Here is a 15,601-nt window from a genome sequence, read left to right on the forward strand (position 1 = left end):
GCGCTTAGGAAATTTGGGGATTTTTGCGTGCTAGTCGCGCACTAATCACCCCAATAACAGCAAGTATGAATATGCCAAAGGTACTTGGTTCATTGATACGCGTGATAGAAGGATCGGAAGGGTCTCGCGCCCAAACGTTTAAGTGCGATATAGCCTGGGCACTATTCCCATTCGGATTAAGAAAATCCCCAGTACTTAAACTACCAGATAGCTTATACGGGGTATTAAAGTTTAAACTTGAAGCGGGATAATCACTTAATTCCTGAGCAAAAATATCGATAAAGTCGAAGTCGTAAAGTATAAAACCATTACCCGCTTTTATAGAGAACACAAGGTGGTCGAAAGTCGCCTCACCTAACAACTGAGATACTTGGTCGATAATACTTGGATCGGTTTCTATAACCCAATCTACTGCCTTGCACTCGCCATTATCATCATCCACACAAGTAAACGTCATGTTTAGTAGAGCGTCGATATCAAGGAATAATCCGCCAGTAGTAATAGGCCCTGCCCGATCATAGTTCACCGCTAATTGGTCATTCTGCCCTATCGCGCCACCTACACTAGCCAAGTGAATCCAGCCAGGGTCATCGGCAATGCCTGCAGGAAAGTCATCCAAATTTTGCAGCTCTTCTGGCTCAATAAAAAACAAAGAGTCATCAGGCCCATACTTAGTATTGAGCAAGCCATCGTCTTTTTGACCAATATTCACCTGAGGGTCGTTCGCGTTGCCGTCATCATTTCCATCAAACACCAAACAAGCACTGGCAGAATAAGACGGATTGACGCCTCCCAACAATTCACTTGCCTCTCCTGATTCCATAATAGAGTTTAAGGTAGCACGAGAAGGGTCACACACTCCGCCCACCACGAAGCTTGTTACTGGTGTAGCCCAAAGGCTGAAGGAGGATAGAATGGCAAAGAAGCCGGCCACAATAGGCAAAGTTTTCATAAAACTAACGCTCTTTTTGGTATAGCCGATACTGATAACGATACCAATAAAGTCCCATTATTAGTGATATCTAAGTAAAAGCATAAACTAAGCCACCAGTTATAAGTAACCTCATTTCAATAACTTGAATTTTCTAATAAAAAATCAAATTATCAGCATGTAAAAAACCTGGACAGTTGTAACAACTATTTTACACTGATAATTTTATCTAATAATCAGTTACTTACTAATAAGATTTAGATAGAGCGAACACACTTCAATTGCTACACTGCGGCAAAGAATTGCAATAGGAAAAACAATGATCACCGTATACTACCTACAACAAACTCAGCTTGAGCAACTCAACGCTAAGCCCCTTCCAGAACATGTAAGAATTGAAGAAGTAAAAACCAATCAGGCTGAGCTAAGTCGCCAGTTTTATAGCGAAGTAGGAAAACTCTGGCAATGGAACGATAAGCTTGTGTGGACAGAGCAACAGTGGGCCGACTATACCCAGCCAGCAAACTTACGAACCTTTGGCGCCTATTCAGGTGAGCAATTTGTTGGTTACTTTGAGCTAAATAAACACCAAGATAACAGCGTAGAAATCATCTACTTTGGTCTAGATAAAGCATTCTTTGGCCAAGGCTTAGGCGGCGGTTTACTCAGCCAGTGCATTAAAACAGCATGGCAATGGCAACCAACACGTGTGTGGGTACACACCTGTGATTTAGACCACCCGGCAGCACTTGCTAACTATAAAGCTCGAGGTATGGCGCTTTATAAAACCGAGCTTGAAGAATAAAAATGGCGTTCATCTTAAATCGATGAACGCCAACTAATAAGCTTGGTTAAACTAAAGCTGTAGGTAGCTTAAATCTAGCCGCTCACCGTCTACTGGTGGGCACCAGTAATAAGCGGTGCTTAGTGGGCGGCTAAATTCAAACAAGCCATCTTCAATACCATCTTCACAGCCCAGCATACGTTTTAGCTGCGCCTCAAAAGGGTAAAAGCTGTTAGCAAAACACACAAAGTTTAAACCACAATCTTGCTGTTCTATCCAAGGTAAGCTGCGGCGTAACATAAAGGCTTCTGGAGTAAAGCTCTCTTGAGCTGTGCGACGTACGTGAGCTGAAGGTGGCGACTCTGGAAATTCCACATTGTCACTTTTGCGGCGACCGATAATATCATCTTGATGTTTGCTAGGCAGGCTATTGAAATGTTTAAGTTGATGTTGCCACTTTTGCACCGCTAGCATACTTGAACCAGCGATGCCCTTCTCGCCAGTTAAGGCAACCACTTGCTCTGCGTTGTCTTCTGGATTTTCGGCGCCATCTACATAACCCGATAAATCTCGTCCTTCTCGGTGACAAAAGCCATCTACTTGTTCGTTTAAACTAAAGCTTGGCACTAAAACATCTAACCACTCTTGCACACGCAGCATCACTTCACCAGGATCGCTGCCACTTGCTCGCAGCCATAAATCATCTTGGTTAGCTGGACTGGTGCGTTTTGGCCCTTGAATACTCTCGGCACTCTTTACACCTTCTACTACAGTGTTATTCATAGCGAGCAATGGCTGGCCAAAACCAATCACCGTATCTTCTGCTCGGTAAAGCGCTTGAATTTGACTTAAACAATCAGCTAGGGCCTCACGGTTAACGAGGCTAAAGCGCAAAAAACTAGCATGATGCTGTTGAGACTTAAGAATAAGAGGTTGAACTAACGACATAAAAATTTCTCATTTAACAATCACTGCCTAGCAGTATAAGTAATTTTGTCGGGAAGTAATTTGATACGGGGTAAAAAAAATTTTAAAACGAAAAATGCCTGATGCTTTTAAGCTATCAGGCATTTTAGAACATTTGACTCATAGTGTATTCTCGCTCAGTTGACTGTCACTCTCTCGGCATTGCGAAAGGCTAAGTGCTAAGCCCACATGTTCAAATGTGAGGATTAACGGTGTAGGTTGTTAGAATCTGTTGCTTTGTAATCCGCAGCTTTAGTGAAATAGTAAGTTGTATATAAAGAACCAAAGTAATCAAACATAGTGTTTCTCCTAGAAACCAAAAAGCGTGAACCAGCTCACAGAAAGAATAATAATGTGACACACATCACATTGCAAGCTTGTTTTAGAGTTTTTGCTAAAATAATTTGTTCAGGAAACGAACAAGACGGTAAGCGCGGGTAAAAGAATAAAAAATGCCTGAAGGAGCGAGCTCGTTTCAGGCACTGGGGTTAACTTGATTCATTACAATTATCTCTGCTGTCGTTTATCTTGCTCTAAGCACCCGAAACGAACATAAGTTGATAATGCTGAACCAATGATCGGATGAAGAACCATATATCCACCTTTAACGAGTCTTAACGGTGAATATCTTTGCGAGTTTCGCAATAAAAGTTGTAATCATCAGCTTTAGTAAAATAATACGACGAGTAAAGTGCGCCAAAGTAATCAAACATAATCTTTCTCCTAAGTATTTAATATCATTAGTGTCTCAAACCAAACGCGATCCAAGTCACACCTATAATTTAGTGTGACACGAATCACATTTCAAGTGACAATTTCATTAAAACCTAAGTTCACCTAGATATGTTGCTGAAAGGATTTTCACCGCTACTCAATCACTATAAATCACTAAATAAACTCTATTCTCAAAATTTACCACCAAAGCTAAAACGTCGCCGATTAGCGACAAAATATATATTATTCAGCAAGATAGCGAGAAATTGCCAATTCTAGCTGTTGTTGTTCTTGGCAATTACCACAATATTGTTCCAATCGTGCTAAGTTTTGCTCTGCTCGCGCTAACTCTTGCAGACTCAAGTACAGCTCTCCCGAATACTCTAAAGCGCCAAGATGAGAAGGTTTGATAGACAAGGCTTGTTGATAAGCATACAAAGCTTGCTGGTAGTGACCTTGCTTACGTAGGCTAAAGCCGAGTAGGTTCCATGCGTCGGCTGAACGGCGACCCTTTTTACTTTGCAGGTAGTCACTGAGCCATTCGCTAGCTTGAAGATAGTTTTGTTCACTAAGCATGGCCTCAGCAGCACTAAGCGGCTTACTGCTCTTTTGAGATTCATATCGACCACTTCCTGCAGCGTTCACTTGTGAAGCCAAAAACAGACCAAGCAGCAAAGTAACAAGTTTCATGGTTATTTCCTTATTTGTACCAATCGAACTAAATAACTGGTCATTCAATCTGCTTAGAAAACTCGATAACTGCGTTAGAATTTTTGATTGTAGAATAACTACTTATCGAAAAATCCTGTCTTATTCTCGAGTATTTTTCCTGCGCTATTTCTGATCACTTACTTAGTGTGATTGGTATTAGAGATGTATCTAGAGTACGGCGGCAAGGCCTGAGAAGTTCAACAGAGTTGCTTGAAGGTAGCGCTGATGGCGAGTTTTGGTGGAGACTTAAAAGCAAAAAACCCCGCCGCAGCGAGGTTTTATTATTAGCTACTCCAGATTATAGAGAGATACCTAATTTTTCTAGGTCAGCCATAACTACTTTTGAAGGTAGTGGTACGTAACCGTCTTTAGCAACAATTGTTTGACCTGTTTTAGACAGAATCATTTTTAGGAACTCACGCTCCATTGGTGCTAATGGCTTGTTAGGGTGCTTGTTAACGTAAACGTATAAGAAGCGAGATAGTGGGTACTTACCAGTAGCGGCGTTGTCTAAAGTAGCTTCAATGTAGTCGTTACCTTTCTTGGCAAGAGCAACAGCTTTAACACCAGAGGTTTTGTAACCGATACCTGAGTAACCGATAGCGTTCAAAGAAGAAGATACAGACTGAACAACCGAAGCAGAACCAGGCTGTTCGTTTACAGTGTTCTTGAAGTCACCCTTACAAAGTGCTTTCTTCTTGAAGTAACCGTAAGTACCAGATACTGAGTTACGGCCGAACAATTGAATGTCTTTATCAGCCCAAGAACCTTCTAGACCAACTTGGCTCCAACGGTCAGCAACTGCGTTCTCACCACACTTAAGAGTAGAAGAGAAGATAGCGTCAACTTGAGCAAGGTTTAAACCTTCGATTGGGTTGTCTTTGTGAACAAATACAGCCAATGCGTCGATAGCTACGCGAACTGGAGTTGGCTTGTAACCGAAGCGCTTTTCGAAAGCTTCTACTTCTTTGCTCTTCATTTGACGGCTCATTGGGCCGAACTGAGAAGTACCTTCAGTTAGAGCTGGAGGAGCAGTAGAAGAACCAGCAGCTTGAATTTGTACGTTTACGTTAGGGTATTCACGCTTAAATTCTTCAGCCCACAAAGTCATCATGTTGGCTAAAGTATCAGAACCTACAGATGAAAGGTTACCTGAAACACCAGTTGTTTTCTTGTATTCAGGAAGAGTGGCATCCAGGCCAGCTGCAAGTACGGTAGTTGTTACCAATGAGGCAGAAATAGCTACTGCACTAAGCAATTTTTTAAATGTCATCTTTATCTCCATAAATGACGCGTTGAGTTATTTTCGTCATGTAGTATTGGTGAATTCGATGACAATTATATTTCTGCAGTATGACAGTTATATGTCAGTCTATTATTTTCGTAAAAAAACTGTCTTTTTTGCCAAGCAATGAAAATAACTAATTGAATTAGCAGACAATTAACCACAGAAAATAATAGTGTTTTTTTGATAAAGCAGCTGGAAAAGCTCGGTAGATAGTCTACCGAGCTTTTAATTTTAAGGATTATAACCTTGGTGAGTATTACTCAAAGCATAAAAAGTGGCTTGCACGTAGTCGTCAACATCGCCAGATTTATTTTGATTGTATACCCCAGCTTTAAAGTACATATATTGGTCTGGGTCGTCGTAAGCGCTGTCGCTCATATCGTAGCTTGCAGAAACGTCAGCTTTACCCTCACGAATAATGGTAACGCTTAGGGTATTAGCGACAACTTTAATGCGATAGCTAAATTTCTCATCTAGCGCGATACCATCGGAGGGATTGCTCGCAGTATTACTTCTGCTACCTATCATCTCCACCCAATCATCATCAGATTGATTTCGCGACTCGTGAGCAAAATAGATAGCCCCTTTATCGTTGTTAGGCAACTTACGGTAATAAAGGCGGATCGGCTCATCATCATTAGCATGAATTTGACCAATGATTACTCGACCAATTTGATAATCTTCCCCGGTAGTTGTGACATGGTTTACCGCCAATGTGGCAAACAGTTCACCGTTCACTCCTCCCGCATTATTTTGCGCGCTGCTAGGCGCACTAGAAAATACCCAGTTGTTTTTATTTACACCTTGGGTACTTATGCTGGTATCACCACGTCGTAGCATTTCACGTAACTCGGTACGAACATAAGTAGTATTTGCGGAGGTTTTATAACCATAGATAGGGGTTTTGAATACCATGCCACCATCGGCTCCGGTATAAAAATACTCGCTGTTCTCATAACCGTTGTTTAGCTCAGACTCTTTAATCGAGTCTGCAGTGCCAGAGTTATCGGTATCAGTAGGTATGCTCAAATACCAATCTTGTAAGTCAAAGTTGCCTGATGGTGGTAAAGATGGGTTAAGGTCTTCAACCGGCTCGGTAATAACTTCGTCGTTGCAGCCTTCTGCAGTAACTTCAATGACACTGTTCCAATTACTCTCTGAGTTGCCGTTGCCGGTTAAGCGCAAGTATTGAACATTTTCAATTAATTCATCTGTTAGCGTAATCACTTCGGCACTACCGGTAGCTTTGTCAGACATTCCGCCTGTCACTACATCCTGCCACTGCAGATTATCGGTAGAAATTGCTAAATCATAATAGGCAAACCGACTGGTATTGTTCAGCCAATAAAGGTTAATACTCGTAACAATTGAAGGACTACTTAGGCTGTAAGTTATTTGCTTGCCAATCCCTTCCGACGACCAACGCGATTCGCTGTCATAGTTACCGTCGATAGAGTTCTCTGGCCCATAGCCTACTTTATGGTTTCCATCATCACTGGCTTGGCTAATACTGAGCACTTTAGGGCTAAAGCAACTTGGGTCTATTGGGTCTGTGGGTGGCTCAGGAGTCGTTGGCTCTTCGGGCGTACTTGGCTCATTGCCAGGATCAGCCACTCCAGCGGTTTCAGAAGAACCGCCACACCCCGCCAAAGATAACAGCAACACCAAGCCAAGGGGCTTTCCAATCAACTTCATATTAAGTATTGTCCATAACAACTTTAAATGTATTACAATACTATATTTACAAGATAAGATTGGCAATCTACTCGCTAAAGCAATTATCCAGCTTGTGAACCAGCTAAAAAAAGCGAGCATTTCTGCTCGCTTTTCGATTAAACACTCACCCACCCACTAAGAGGTAAAAGCAGCTGCTACTCCTCTTCTCTGTCGCCCTCTAAATCTAAGGCTAAGGTATAGGCGATGTAATACTTGTAAACGTTGGAGACATAACGCACTGTTTCTCTGCCAATAATACGCCCTGCTGCTATTTCCACATTGCCAAACCACAGGTTGGGATCTAAATTCATTTCTTTAGTGAGTCGGCGCATTTTGTTCATTTTAGTGGGCCCAGCATTGTAGGCCGCCCAAATGAGGGCCATGCGTTCACTGTCTTCAATGCCTTCTTCATTAATATAATGTGTACGCAACCAGGCCAAGTATTTAATTCCAGCCGCGATATTTTGTTCAGGATCGCTTAAATCGCTGTAGCCCATTTGTTTAGCCGTTGAAGGCAATAACTGCATAATACCGCGCGCCCCGCGATGGCTAACTTTGGTATTATCTAAGCCGGACTCCTGATAACCCTGGGCAACAATCGCTAGGTAATCAAAGTCGTATTCATTGGCATACTTTTTAAAGAAAGGCACATAACGGTTAAAACGCATTCGGTCTTCAGAGTTGGCTAAACGATTGATCCACGCAGTATGGTCGAAATAGCGATTAAGCAAAGTATTGCCTAGTAGACTTCCTTGTTTAACTTGCTTATTTACAAACTCTTGTAAGTTTTCTTGTAGCTTAGGATTAGTTTTACGTACCGCCCAGCCTAAGCTTTGATTGCGACTGGTTGTAAGTTGCTCATTGATCCGAATATCTTTAAACACCTTTTCCCACAAGTGTGCTTTGTAATCATCAATAATGGTATAAGGCATCACTCCCGCGTTCACCAGCTCCAAAATATCTTCAGACAACAAGTTACCATCGGCTTCTATTACTTTAATCGGTTTAACGCCGCGCATTTTTAAGGTGAAATTGAGGGCTTTTAAGTGCTCGGCATAACTGCTGCCATCCATCACGTAGACCTTTTTACCCGATAGTTCTTCCCAGCTTGTTACCTTAGGTGCATCTTTATTGCTCACTAATACTTCACTCACCCCTTCCGCATTACCTAAGGCGAAACGCAGTTGTTTCTCTCGCTCCGGGGTTGCGGTTAAAAAGGCGGCTACCACATCTCCTCTGCCCGCTTCTAAAGCAGGAATAAGTTGGTCAAAATGCACTGGCACGATTTTCACTTTGGTTTTTTCTACATCACGCCTGATGCCTTGATTGAGAAACTTCTCGTACAAATGCAGCAACTCGATTTGAATGCCAAGCGGCCGACCATCTGCCAAATGAAAATCTGACTTCCCGTAAGTCACCAAGGCACGAATAATTTTGCGCTCTTTAATTTCGGGTAGGTCACCAACAAAAGGTTCGCGAATATAAAAAGGAAATTGCAGTAAATCGCTACTCTCTGGAAGCTCCACCTCGTCTTCCACCGCTGCACTAGGCAAGACGAATAAGACGAGCCAAGCCATGCTCAGCATTAAGATAAAATTGCGTAAAAGACCCTGTAATTTCAAAGGAATACCATTACAAATCAAACTTATACTTCAGTATAAGCTCAATTGTTCAAAAAGTATCAGCAGAATTGAAAGCTGTGAAGCCAAACGTTTTGCTGGCTTCACCAAGAGGCTTATTGCTGGATAAACAGCTTACGAGGAATGATAAAACTAAAGGTACTGCCCTTGCTCACGCTGCTCTTAATTTTAAGCTGGCTATCATGATGTTGCAGTGCATGTTTAACAATAGATAAACCAAGGCCAGCACCACCAGTGTCGCGAGAGCGCGCTTTATCTACGCGATAGAAACGCTCGGTAAGACGTTGTAGGTGTTTACGTTCAATACCCGGGCCAGAGTCTTTAACCAAAAACAGCGCGCCCTGCGGAATCAGCGATAAACTCACATGGATCTCGCCGGGTTGCCCGCAATACTTAATGGCATTACTCACAAGGTTGCCACAAGCACTACGTAGCTGTTCACGATCACCTTTAATTTCTATATCAGGGGCGATGTCAAAACTAAAACTTAACTGTTTATCTTTTGCTAAACCAGCTACTTCAGCCTCTAGATTACCCACCATGCTCGAGAAGTTAATGGTCTCTTGATTATCTTCCACTGAGGCTGATTCAATTTTGGCCAGAGTAAGCAGCTGATTAACCAAGTTCTCCATTCGGCTACTTTGGTCCAACATGGTATTGCGCGCTTTGCCCCAAATCATTGGGTCAACTTCATCTTGGTCGAGCATTTCTAAATAACCACGCATTACCGTTAAAGGTGTGCGCAGTTCATGGCTAACATTAGATACAAAACGTTTGCGCATCTTTTCCAGTTTACGTAGCTGGCTCACATCTCGAATCACTAATAGCAACTGTTGTTGGCTATAGGGCATGGCACGAAATTCTAACCACACATTACTTTGCACAGGGCTAACTATTTCAAGAGGTTGATCGAAACGGGCTTTACGCAGGTAATTTACAAACTTGGGGGTACGAACAAGGTTGGTTAGGTGCTGCCCAGCATCGGCTGGCCACTTTAAACCAAGCATGCCTTGGGCTAACTGGTTACACCACAAAATGGCGCCATCTTGGTTAATCACTACAATGGCATCGGGTAAAGCTTCGGCGCCCAAACGAAAGTACTTCATCAATTGGGCTAGTTCTCGCTCACGGCCTAAACGGCGTTTAAGCATGTTATAAATGCCGTGGAACACCGGCTCCCAACTGCCAGAACCATGCGGAGGGGATAACTTTCGTTGGTTATATAACCAATCAAGCAATTTATGTTGTTGGGTGTACATCCATACAATATGTATGACCGCTGCCAACAAACACATTTCTAGGGTATAACCGGTAAACATACCCAGAACAAATAAAGGCGAGTACACCAAGGCCACTCGCCACAATACTCGTTGCCAAGAGAAAGGCACAAACATCCGTATTTACTTCACCCTAGTTGAAAAACGGTAACCGGAACCTCGTACAGTTTGAATTAAACGGTCATATCCTTGAAGGCCAATCGCTTTACGTAAGCGACGAATATGCACATCCACTGTTCGGTCTTCCACATACACGTTAGTACCCCAAACGTTGTTGAGCAACTGCTCACGACTATAAACACGCTCAGGGTGAGTCATAAAGAAGTGCAGTAGCTTAAACTCTGTTGGCCCCATATCCAAGGGTTCATTTTCAACGCTAACACGGTGAGAAACCGGATCAAGGCGTAAGCCTTGTACTTCAATGGTTTCTTCTAATGAAGTAGGTGATATACGGCGAATTACCGCTTTAACACGTGCCATTAACTCTTTAGGCGAGAAAGGCTTAGTTAAGTAATCATCTGCACCGGCTTCTAAACCTTGAACCTTGTCTTCTTCTTCGCCTTTTGCGGTCAACATAATAACCGGAATTTGACGAGTAAGATCGTGGCGACGCATGTGCTTAATAATTGAAATCCCACTGCCACCAGGCAACATCCAATCTAACAGAGCTAACTCTGGGTAAGGTTCTGTTAGTTTAGCTAAAGCTTGGTCATAGTCGGCGGCTTCAATCGGCTCATAACCATGCTGCTCTAATACAAAACATAGCATTTCGCGGATTGGAGCTTCATCTTCTACAACGAGTATCTTCCTGGGCATCTCATTCATCTCAATCTAAGAAACTGTGGCAATTATGCGACGTATTAATGACAGATTTATGACAAGCCTCAGTGTAAATCAAAGGCTTAAGTAAATATAGCACTTGCCATTTTGGTGCAAAGCAAGAGTATATTGTTCAGCCTGCACCACATAGGTTCAAAGCTTCCGCCTCTAGAAGCTAAACCAATGAATATTAAACCCTTAACAAACTATTGATAAATATGAGATTTACTAAGTCTTGATAAAAGTTTTTTGCCTTTGTGGCATTGCTCGTGCTTCGTCTTGTAGAAACTCATTCAGTTAAATTTAGGGGCAGCATGCAGTATTTCGCTAAGCAACTATCATCAACAGAGCTATACACCACCGCCAGTAGCTTACTGGTATTTACGGATTTAGATGGCACCTTGTTAGATCATGATAGTTATAGTTTTGAGGCTGCCGTACCCAGTTTAAACCAGTTAAAGCTTCTAAAAGTGCCGGTTATCTTTAATACCAGTAAAACCTTTATGGAAGTATTAGAGCTTCAGAAAAAGATGGCCTTACAACAGCCTTTTGCCATCGAAAACGGCTCAGCCGTTTGTATTCCAGCCGACAGCCCTATTCAACATGAGCAGCTCAGCCCTATTAATGTTGGCAAACAGCATTGGAAAATTAAGACCTTTGGCCCTAGCTACCCCGACATTTGCCAATACCTTAGTGTTTTGCGCCAACAGCACCATTTTCGCTTCCAAGGGTTTAATGATATGAACCTAAGCGAAGTACAGCTTAATACCGGTTTAGCAAAATACGATGCGCAATTGGCCAAGCAAAGAATGGCCTCAGAGCCACTACTTTGGAATGACAGCGATGCGCAACTAAAGGTGTTTACCGAGAAGCTTGCCGAACACAATTTAGCGGTAATAAAAGGGGGTCGCTTTTATCATGTAAAAGCCAAGTTTGATAAAGCCGACGCCATGCACTGGTTTAACAAAATATATAAAGACCATTTTCAGCGCAATTTTACCAACATAGCCCTAGGTGATAGCGATAACGACCTTAGTATGCTGGAACAAGCTGACATTCCAGTAGTGATTCCTCGCAAACACTCGCAAGCACTGGTAATTAACCACCCTAATTCTTGCCAAGCACCCCACCCCGGGCCGCATGGCTGGCATCAATCGATGCAACAAATTTTACATTCCTTACTTAATGGAGCATAACCATGGCTGATTTTTATCAAAACGGTATTGTGACTACCTTACATAACTTAACTGATCGTCCACTCGAAGAGTTAGAACAGGAGCTCATAGCGTTTTCAAAAGTTAGACCTATGAGTTTGGTTCTACCTTCGCTATTTTCGGAGCTAGAGCGCCCGGCATTGGCAACCATTGTTGAAGAGTTAGCTAAGGTGCCTTACCTAAGCGAAATCATCATTGGTTTAGATTGTGCCACCGAAGAGCAATTTGCTTACGCAAAAGAATACTTCTCGGGCTTACCGCAGCACGTACGTATTTTGTGGAACGACGGCCCTCGCCTGCGCGCCTTAGACGCCCAACTCGCGGAGCACAACTTAGCCCCTAAAGAACCCGGTAAAGGCAGAAACGTTTGGTATTGTTTTGGTTACGCGCTTGCGTCTGGAAAAAGCAAAGCAGTGGGTCTGCACGACTGTGACATTATCACCTACGACCGAAGCATGTTAGCTCGCCTAATGTACCCTGTAGCCAACCCTCTATTTAACTACGAGTTTTGTAAAGGTTTTTACGCCCGCCATGCCGACGGCAAACTAAATGGCCGCGTGGCCCGCTTACTAGTAACGCCACTATTAAAAGCCTTGAAGAAAATTGAAGGTTATGACGATTACTTAGAATACCTAGATAGCTTCCGTTACTCTTTAGCGGGTGAGTTTTCAATGCAGTCAGACGTATTAAATGACTTGCGTATTCCCTCAGACTGGGGTTTAGAGATAGGCGTATTATCTGAAATTTACCGCAATCACTCCACTAACCGAATTTGTCAGGTAGACATTGCGGATGTTTACGACCATAAACACCAAGACTTAAGCCTAGACAACTTAGACGCTGGCTTAGCTAAAATGGCCACCGATATTAGTAAAGCAGTGATCCGTAAACTAGCAACCCAAGGACATACATTCAGCCCCGGCAAACTACGTACACTAAAAGCAACTTACTACCGCATGGCCTTAGATTTCATTGAAAATTACCATGCAGACGCATTAATCAATGGTTTAACTCTAGATCGTCACTCGGAAGAAGACGCGGTAGAGCTGTTTTCTAAAGCAGTAATGCAAGCAGGTGAAACCTTCTTAGAAAATCCTTCAGCCACACCATTTATTCCAAGTTGGAACCGAGTACAAAGTGCAGCGCCAGACTTTTTAGAGCGTTTGTACGAAGCTGTTGAAGCTGATAACCGCTAGATTTTCAGATTAACTCTCACTAAAAAGCTTGTTCTTTGAACAAGCTTTTTTATTGCCCCGCATTCGTAAAAAGTCAATTTAACATCCTATCCCTTCTTACAATCGCTACAGATAAGCACAACGGAAGTAATGAATATGAATCGTAAACGAATGGCAGCAATGATCGTTTTTTTAGCCACCGTATTAGCGCTAGATTTTGAGATTATGGCTGAAGAATTACTAGACTCACGCAGTAGCCAAAGCTCGCAATTTGATCAGTAAAGTATAACGCCGCAGGGCAATAACAAGAGGGTTCGCAACTTGAGTAAACATCAAATCACCACTGATAGACCAACCATTGTAAATACCCTAACTAAGTTAAGCCCTGGCGCAATGGTCGACATTCAATTGTCGGCAAACAAGCAACTACGAATTAAAGCCAAATTGGTGGGTTATCAAGAAGGCGCTTACTTTGCCTTTTCTTTGCCTCAACATATTTATGCCCAGCAGCAAGACCATATGTTTGAAGGTAAAAGCTGTGTGATAAGAATGATCGTTGAGGGTGATGCAGGCCTGTGTGTCGCCTTTAAAACCAAGCTCATCACCATAAACAAAAAGCCACAAATTATGCTATTTGTTGAATACCCAGAGCAGATCGAGTTTATTCAGCTTCGCCATAAAAGCCGCATTAATACTCACCTACCAGTAGTAATTAGTGAGCAGCAAGCAGCCAGCGTTTCGGCTGAGGAAGCATCCAGCAATATGTTGGAAGGCGTAGTACTAGATTTGTCGGAGGGTGGCTGTCGCATAGAATTAGCAGCGCCATCTCAAAGCTTAAGTATGGTGTTTGTACAAATAATCTTACGTTTCCCACTCAACCCAGAAAAGCCAATAGTGTTAAACGGCACCATTAAAAGCCAGCAGCAAACCAGCGACAAATTGAGAGTGGGCATTCAATTTGATGCCAACAAACAGCTCAAAGCAGTATTCAACAAGCTTAATATGTTTAACCACCCTAGCTTGGCGGCCTAAAAAGCAGCAATGAACAGCGCTGCTAACTTAGCCTTTTTTGTCGTGAAGAAATTTATCTATTTGATAGATAACTTCTAATTGTTCTGCATTTCTCGACAATAGAGCATCCCACATTTTTAACATAGAAGCTTTTGCCGGAGGCTTAACGCCAGCCTCTCTCTGCCGCAGTAAGCGGCAATAGTTGCACCACACTAATATCCATGGCTTTTGCAATAGCACACATGTCTAACATGGTTAGTTGGCTGGTGCCTTCGCGATCTAATTTTGCGTAAACCGAGCTGGTAGGTAAATTCGCTTTATTTGCTAAGGTTTTTTTAGACCAAGCCAAGTTGGCCATTAAAAACTCTAAACGCTCTATTTGCATCCCACGTATTTGCGCATCCTTAAGCCCAAAAAACTCATACCCTTCGCTGTCTAAATCTGGCATTCCAAAATCCGTAATTTAGTTCTCTCAGCCTTCCAATATATAGAAAGTCCCTTTGTTAAGCTAACACCAAGCTACAAAACCAAAGCGCAGTAATGCTATCAATTATGAGGATAACAAAATGAGTGGACCAACAAAGTGTGGATTCAAACAAGGTTATTTATTCGCTTTTCATCCAGAACTAAAAGCTTCACTAATCATTAAACTACTATTTGCAGTAAGTGCATTACTATTGCTTAGCGCCTGTGAACCTAAAGGAGGCGTAGATTTGCGTAGTAAATGCAGCAGCAATTGCGATAGAAACGGCAATAACGGCCACATTCCCGCTCCACCAAAGGGAGCCACGTTAACCACTGCTGGAATCTATCGTGACCAAGCAAATGACCATGTAGCCACCATCGACCAAAATGGCAGAGTGTTGTTTTGGGATGACTACTCCCAAGACCGTGAACTTGAACAACGAGCGTTAGTACAACGAGTGGTGAGTCTTGAAACAGCTTACCTAGAAAACAAATCCTGCATGCTAGCTTATAACGGCAGCTTATCAGATCATCACTATAGCTTTAGCCAAGAAGACAGCAACTTACTATTTTCAAGTTCTTGCGGAGATGTAAGGTTCTACCGAAAAGCACTGTCACCGAGCCCTAAAACTAGCACTCAAATGTTCTCTGACTCACCACAAATGCTGTTTCACATTTCGGGTGAAAGCCTAGAGTTAAGCCAAACATTTGTTAGCAATATAGAAGGTGAAAAAGCCGAATTATCAGCCAATGGTTTCCTAAGCCTCCCTGCTCCCAATAACCATTGTGTTCAAGAGTTCTTAATAGATCATCTAGCACTTATTTTGCTGAGTAGCCCAAATTGCCAAGATACAGGTTTCGAATCAGGTATTTATAGCTATTAGTCGCTC

At 42.5% G+C, this 15,601-nt stretch carries 15 protein-coding genes; 6 read left to right on the plus strand and 9 right to left on the minus strand.

From position 1 onward, the window contains the following. Window positions 1-4: 4 nt before the first annotated feature. Window positions 5-952 (minus strand): hypothetical protein, encoded by a 948-nt coding sequence (locus LQZ07_RS16605; RefSeq protein WP_152781381.1) that lies wholly within the window; start codon window positions 950-952, stop codon window positions 5-7. 298 nt (window positions 953-1,250) lie between these two features. Here LQZ07_RS16605 and LQZ07_RS16610 point away from each other — a divergent pair, with 298 nt between their 5' ends. Continuing rightward, window positions 1,251-1,736: a GNAT family N-acetyltransferase gene (locus tag LQZ07_RS16610; RefSeq protein ID WP_152781382.1), complete on the plus strand. Its 486-nt coding sequence runs from the start codon at window positions 1,251-1,253 to the stop codon at window positions 1,734-1,736. 51 nt (window positions 1,737-1,787) lie between these two features. Here the strand turns inward: LQZ07_RS16610 and LQZ07_RS16615 are convergent, their stop codons facing one another. The 7 genes from LQZ07_RS16615 to phoB all read right to left on the minus strand — a co-directional run bounded on the left by LQZ07_RS16615 (window position 1,788) and on the right by phoB (window position 10,843). After that, window positions 1,788-2,663, minus strand: coding sequence for a Dyp-type peroxidase (locus tag LQZ07_RS16615; RefSeq protein WP_152781385.1), 876 nt, complete (start codon window positions 2,661-2,663; stop codon window positions 1,788-1,790). Window positions 2,664-3,638: 975 nt separating this feature from the next. Next, window positions 3,639-4,085 carry a tetratricopeptide repeat protein gene (locus tag LQZ07_RS16620; protein ID WP_016401757.1) on the minus strand — a complete coding sequence of 149 codons (447 nt, stop codon included), beginning with the start codon at window positions 4,083-4,085 and terminating at the stop codon, window positions 3,639-3,641. Between the two features lie 319 nt (window positions 4,086-4,404). Next, the gene (locus tag LQZ07_RS16625; RefSeq protein ID WP_016401758.1) at window positions 4,405-5,379 is read right to left on the minus strand and encodes a PstS family phosphate ABC transporter substrate-binding protein; all 975 of its coding nucleotides are present in this window, start codon (window positions 5,377-5,379) and stop codon (window positions 4,405-4,407) included. 246 nt (window positions 5,380-5,625) lie between these two features. Beyond that, complete coding sequence (locus tag LQZ07_RS16630; protein WP_152781387.1) at window positions 5,626-7,089, minus strand: polysaccharide lyase family 7 protein; 1,464 nt, start codon at window positions 7,087-7,089, stop codon at window positions 5,626-5,628. A 176-nt stretch (window positions 7,090-7,265) separates the two neighbouring features. After that, window positions 7,266-8,687: a transglycosylase SLT domain-containing protein gene (locus LQZ07_RS16635; protein ID WP_194164098.1), complete on the minus strand. Its 1,422-nt coding sequence runs from the start codon at window positions 8,685-8,687 to the stop codon at window positions 7,266-7,268. A 158-nt stretch (window positions 8,688-8,845) separates the two neighbouring features. Beyond that, a complete protein-coding gene (gene phoR, locus LQZ07_RS16640; RefSeq protein WP_152781391.1) occupies window positions 8,846-10,144 on the minus strand; it encodes a phosphate regulon sensor histidine kinase PhoR in 1,299 nt (432 codons plus the stop codon). A 6-nt stretch (window positions 10,145-10,150) separates the two neighbouring features. Continuing rightward, on the minus strand, window positions 10,151-10,843 hold the full coding sequence (phoB, locus tag LQZ07_RS16645; RefSeq protein WP_040307168.1) for a phosphate regulon transcriptional regulator PhoB: 693 nt from the start codon (window positions 10,841-10,843) through the stop codon (window positions 10,151-10,153). Window positions 10,844-11,160: 317 nt separating this feature from the next. Between phoB and LQZ07_RS16650 the strand changes: the two genes are divergently transcribed. The 4 genes from LQZ07_RS16650 to LQZ07_RS16660 all read left to right on the plus strand — a co-directional run bounded on the left by LQZ07_RS16650 (window position 11,161) and on the right by LQZ07_RS16660 (window position 14,267). Further along, entirely contained in the window at window positions 11,161-12,042 is an 882-nt protein-coding gene (locus LQZ07_RS16650) for a mannosyl-3-phosphoglycerate phosphatase (protein ID WP_016401763.1), read from the plus strand. 2 nt (window positions 12,043-12,044) lie between these two features. Beyond that, window positions 12,045-13,256: a glycosyl transferase gene (locus tag LQZ07_RS16655; RefSeq protein WP_152781393.1), complete on the plus strand. Its 1,212-nt coding sequence runs from the start codon at window positions 12,045-12,047 to the stop codon at window positions 13,254-13,256. Window positions 13,257-13,391: 135 nt separating this feature from the next. Further along, window positions 13,392-13,517, plus strand: a complete 126-nt coding sequence (locus tag LQZ07_RS24600) for a hypothetical protein (protein WP_016401765.1) — start codon at window positions 13,392-13,394, stop codon at window positions 13,515-13,517. Window positions 13,518-13,556: 39 nt separating this feature from the next. Further along, window positions 13,557-14,267 (plus strand): flagellar brake protein, encoded by a 711-nt coding sequence (locus tag LQZ07_RS16660; protein ID WP_152781395.1) that lies wholly within the window; start codon window positions 13,557-13,559, stop codon window positions 14,265-14,267. A 142-nt stretch (window positions 14,268-14,409) separates the two neighbouring features. Here the strand turns inward: LQZ07_RS16660 and LQZ07_RS16665 are convergent, their stop codons facing one another. Next, window positions 14,410-14,694, minus strand: a complete 285-nt coding sequence (locus LQZ07_RS16665) for a hypothetical protein (protein ID WP_152781396.1) — start codon at window positions 14,692-14,694, stop codon at window positions 14,410-14,412. Window positions 14,695-14,812: 118 nt separating this feature from the next. On the opposite strand from LQZ07_RS16665, the gene LQZ07_RS16670 reads away from it, so the two are divergent. Beyond that, window positions 14,813-15,595: a hypothetical protein gene (locus LQZ07_RS16670; protein ID WP_152781398.1), complete on the plus strand. Its 783-nt coding sequence runs from the start codon at window positions 14,813-14,815 to the stop codon at window positions 15,593-15,595. Window positions 15,596-15,601: the final 6 nt, after the last annotated feature.

Source organism: Agarivorans sp. B2Z047, from assembly GCF_023373605.1.
In the GTDB taxonomy this organism is placed as follows: Bacteria; Pseudomonadota; Gammaproteobacteria; order Enterobacterales; family Celerinatantimonadaceae; genus Agarivorans; species Agarivorans albus.

Coding starts and splice junctions, on each gene's coding strand:
- LQZ07_RS16605 (WP_152781381.1), bottom strand. CDS start 952: ATGAAAACTTTGCCTATTGTGGCCGGCTTCTTTGCCATTCTATCCTCC.
- LQZ07_RS16610 (WP_152781382.1), top strand. CDS start 1,251: ATGATCACCGTATACTACCTACAACAAACTCAGCTTGAGCAACTCAAC.
- LQZ07_RS16615 (WP_152781385.1), bottom strand. CDS start 2,663: ATGTCGTTAGTTCAACCTCTTATTCTTAAGTCTCAACAGCATCATGCT.
- LQZ07_RS16620 (WP_016401757.1), bottom strand. CDS start 4,085: ATGAAACTTGTTACTTTGCTGCTTGGTCTGTTTTTGGCTTCACAAGTG.
- LQZ07_RS16625 (WP_016401758.1), bottom strand. CDS start 5,379: ATGACATTTAAAAAATTGCTTAGTGCAGTAGCTATTTCTGCCTCATTG.
- LQZ07_RS16630 (WP_152781387.1), bottom strand. CDS start 7,089: ATGAAGTTGATTGGAAAGCCCCTTGGCTTGGTGTTGCTGTTATCTTTG.
- LQZ07_RS16635 (WP_194164098.1), bottom strand. CDS start 8,687: ATGGCTTGGCTCGTCTTATTCGTCTTGCCTAGTGCAGCGGTGGAAGAC.
- phoR (WP_152781391.1), bottom strand. CDS start 10,144: ATGTTTGTGCCTTTCTCTTGGCAACGAGTATTGTGGCGAGTGGCCTTG.
- phoB (WP_040307168.1), bottom strand. CDS start 10,843: ATGCCCAGGAAGATACTCGTTGTAGAAGATGAAGCTCCAATCCGCGAA.
- LQZ07_RS16650 (WP_016401763.1), top strand. CDS start 11,161: ATGCAGTATTTCGCTAAGCAACTATCATCAACAGAGCTATACACCACC.
- LQZ07_RS16655 (WP_152781393.1), top strand. CDS start 12,045: ATGGCTGATTTTTATCAAAACGGTATTGTGACTACCTTACATAACTTA.
- LQZ07_RS24600 (WP_016401765.1), top strand. CDS start 13,392: ATGAATCGTAAACGAATGGCAGCAATGATCGTTTTTTTAGCCACCGTA.
- LQZ07_RS16665 (WP_152781396.1), bottom strand. CDS start 14,694: ATGCCAGATTTAGACAGCGAAGGGTATGAGTTTTTTGGGCTTAAGGAT.
- LQZ07_RS16670 (WP_152781398.1), top strand. CDS start 14,813: ATGAGTGGACCAACAAAGTGTGGATTCAAACAAGGTTATTTATTCGCT.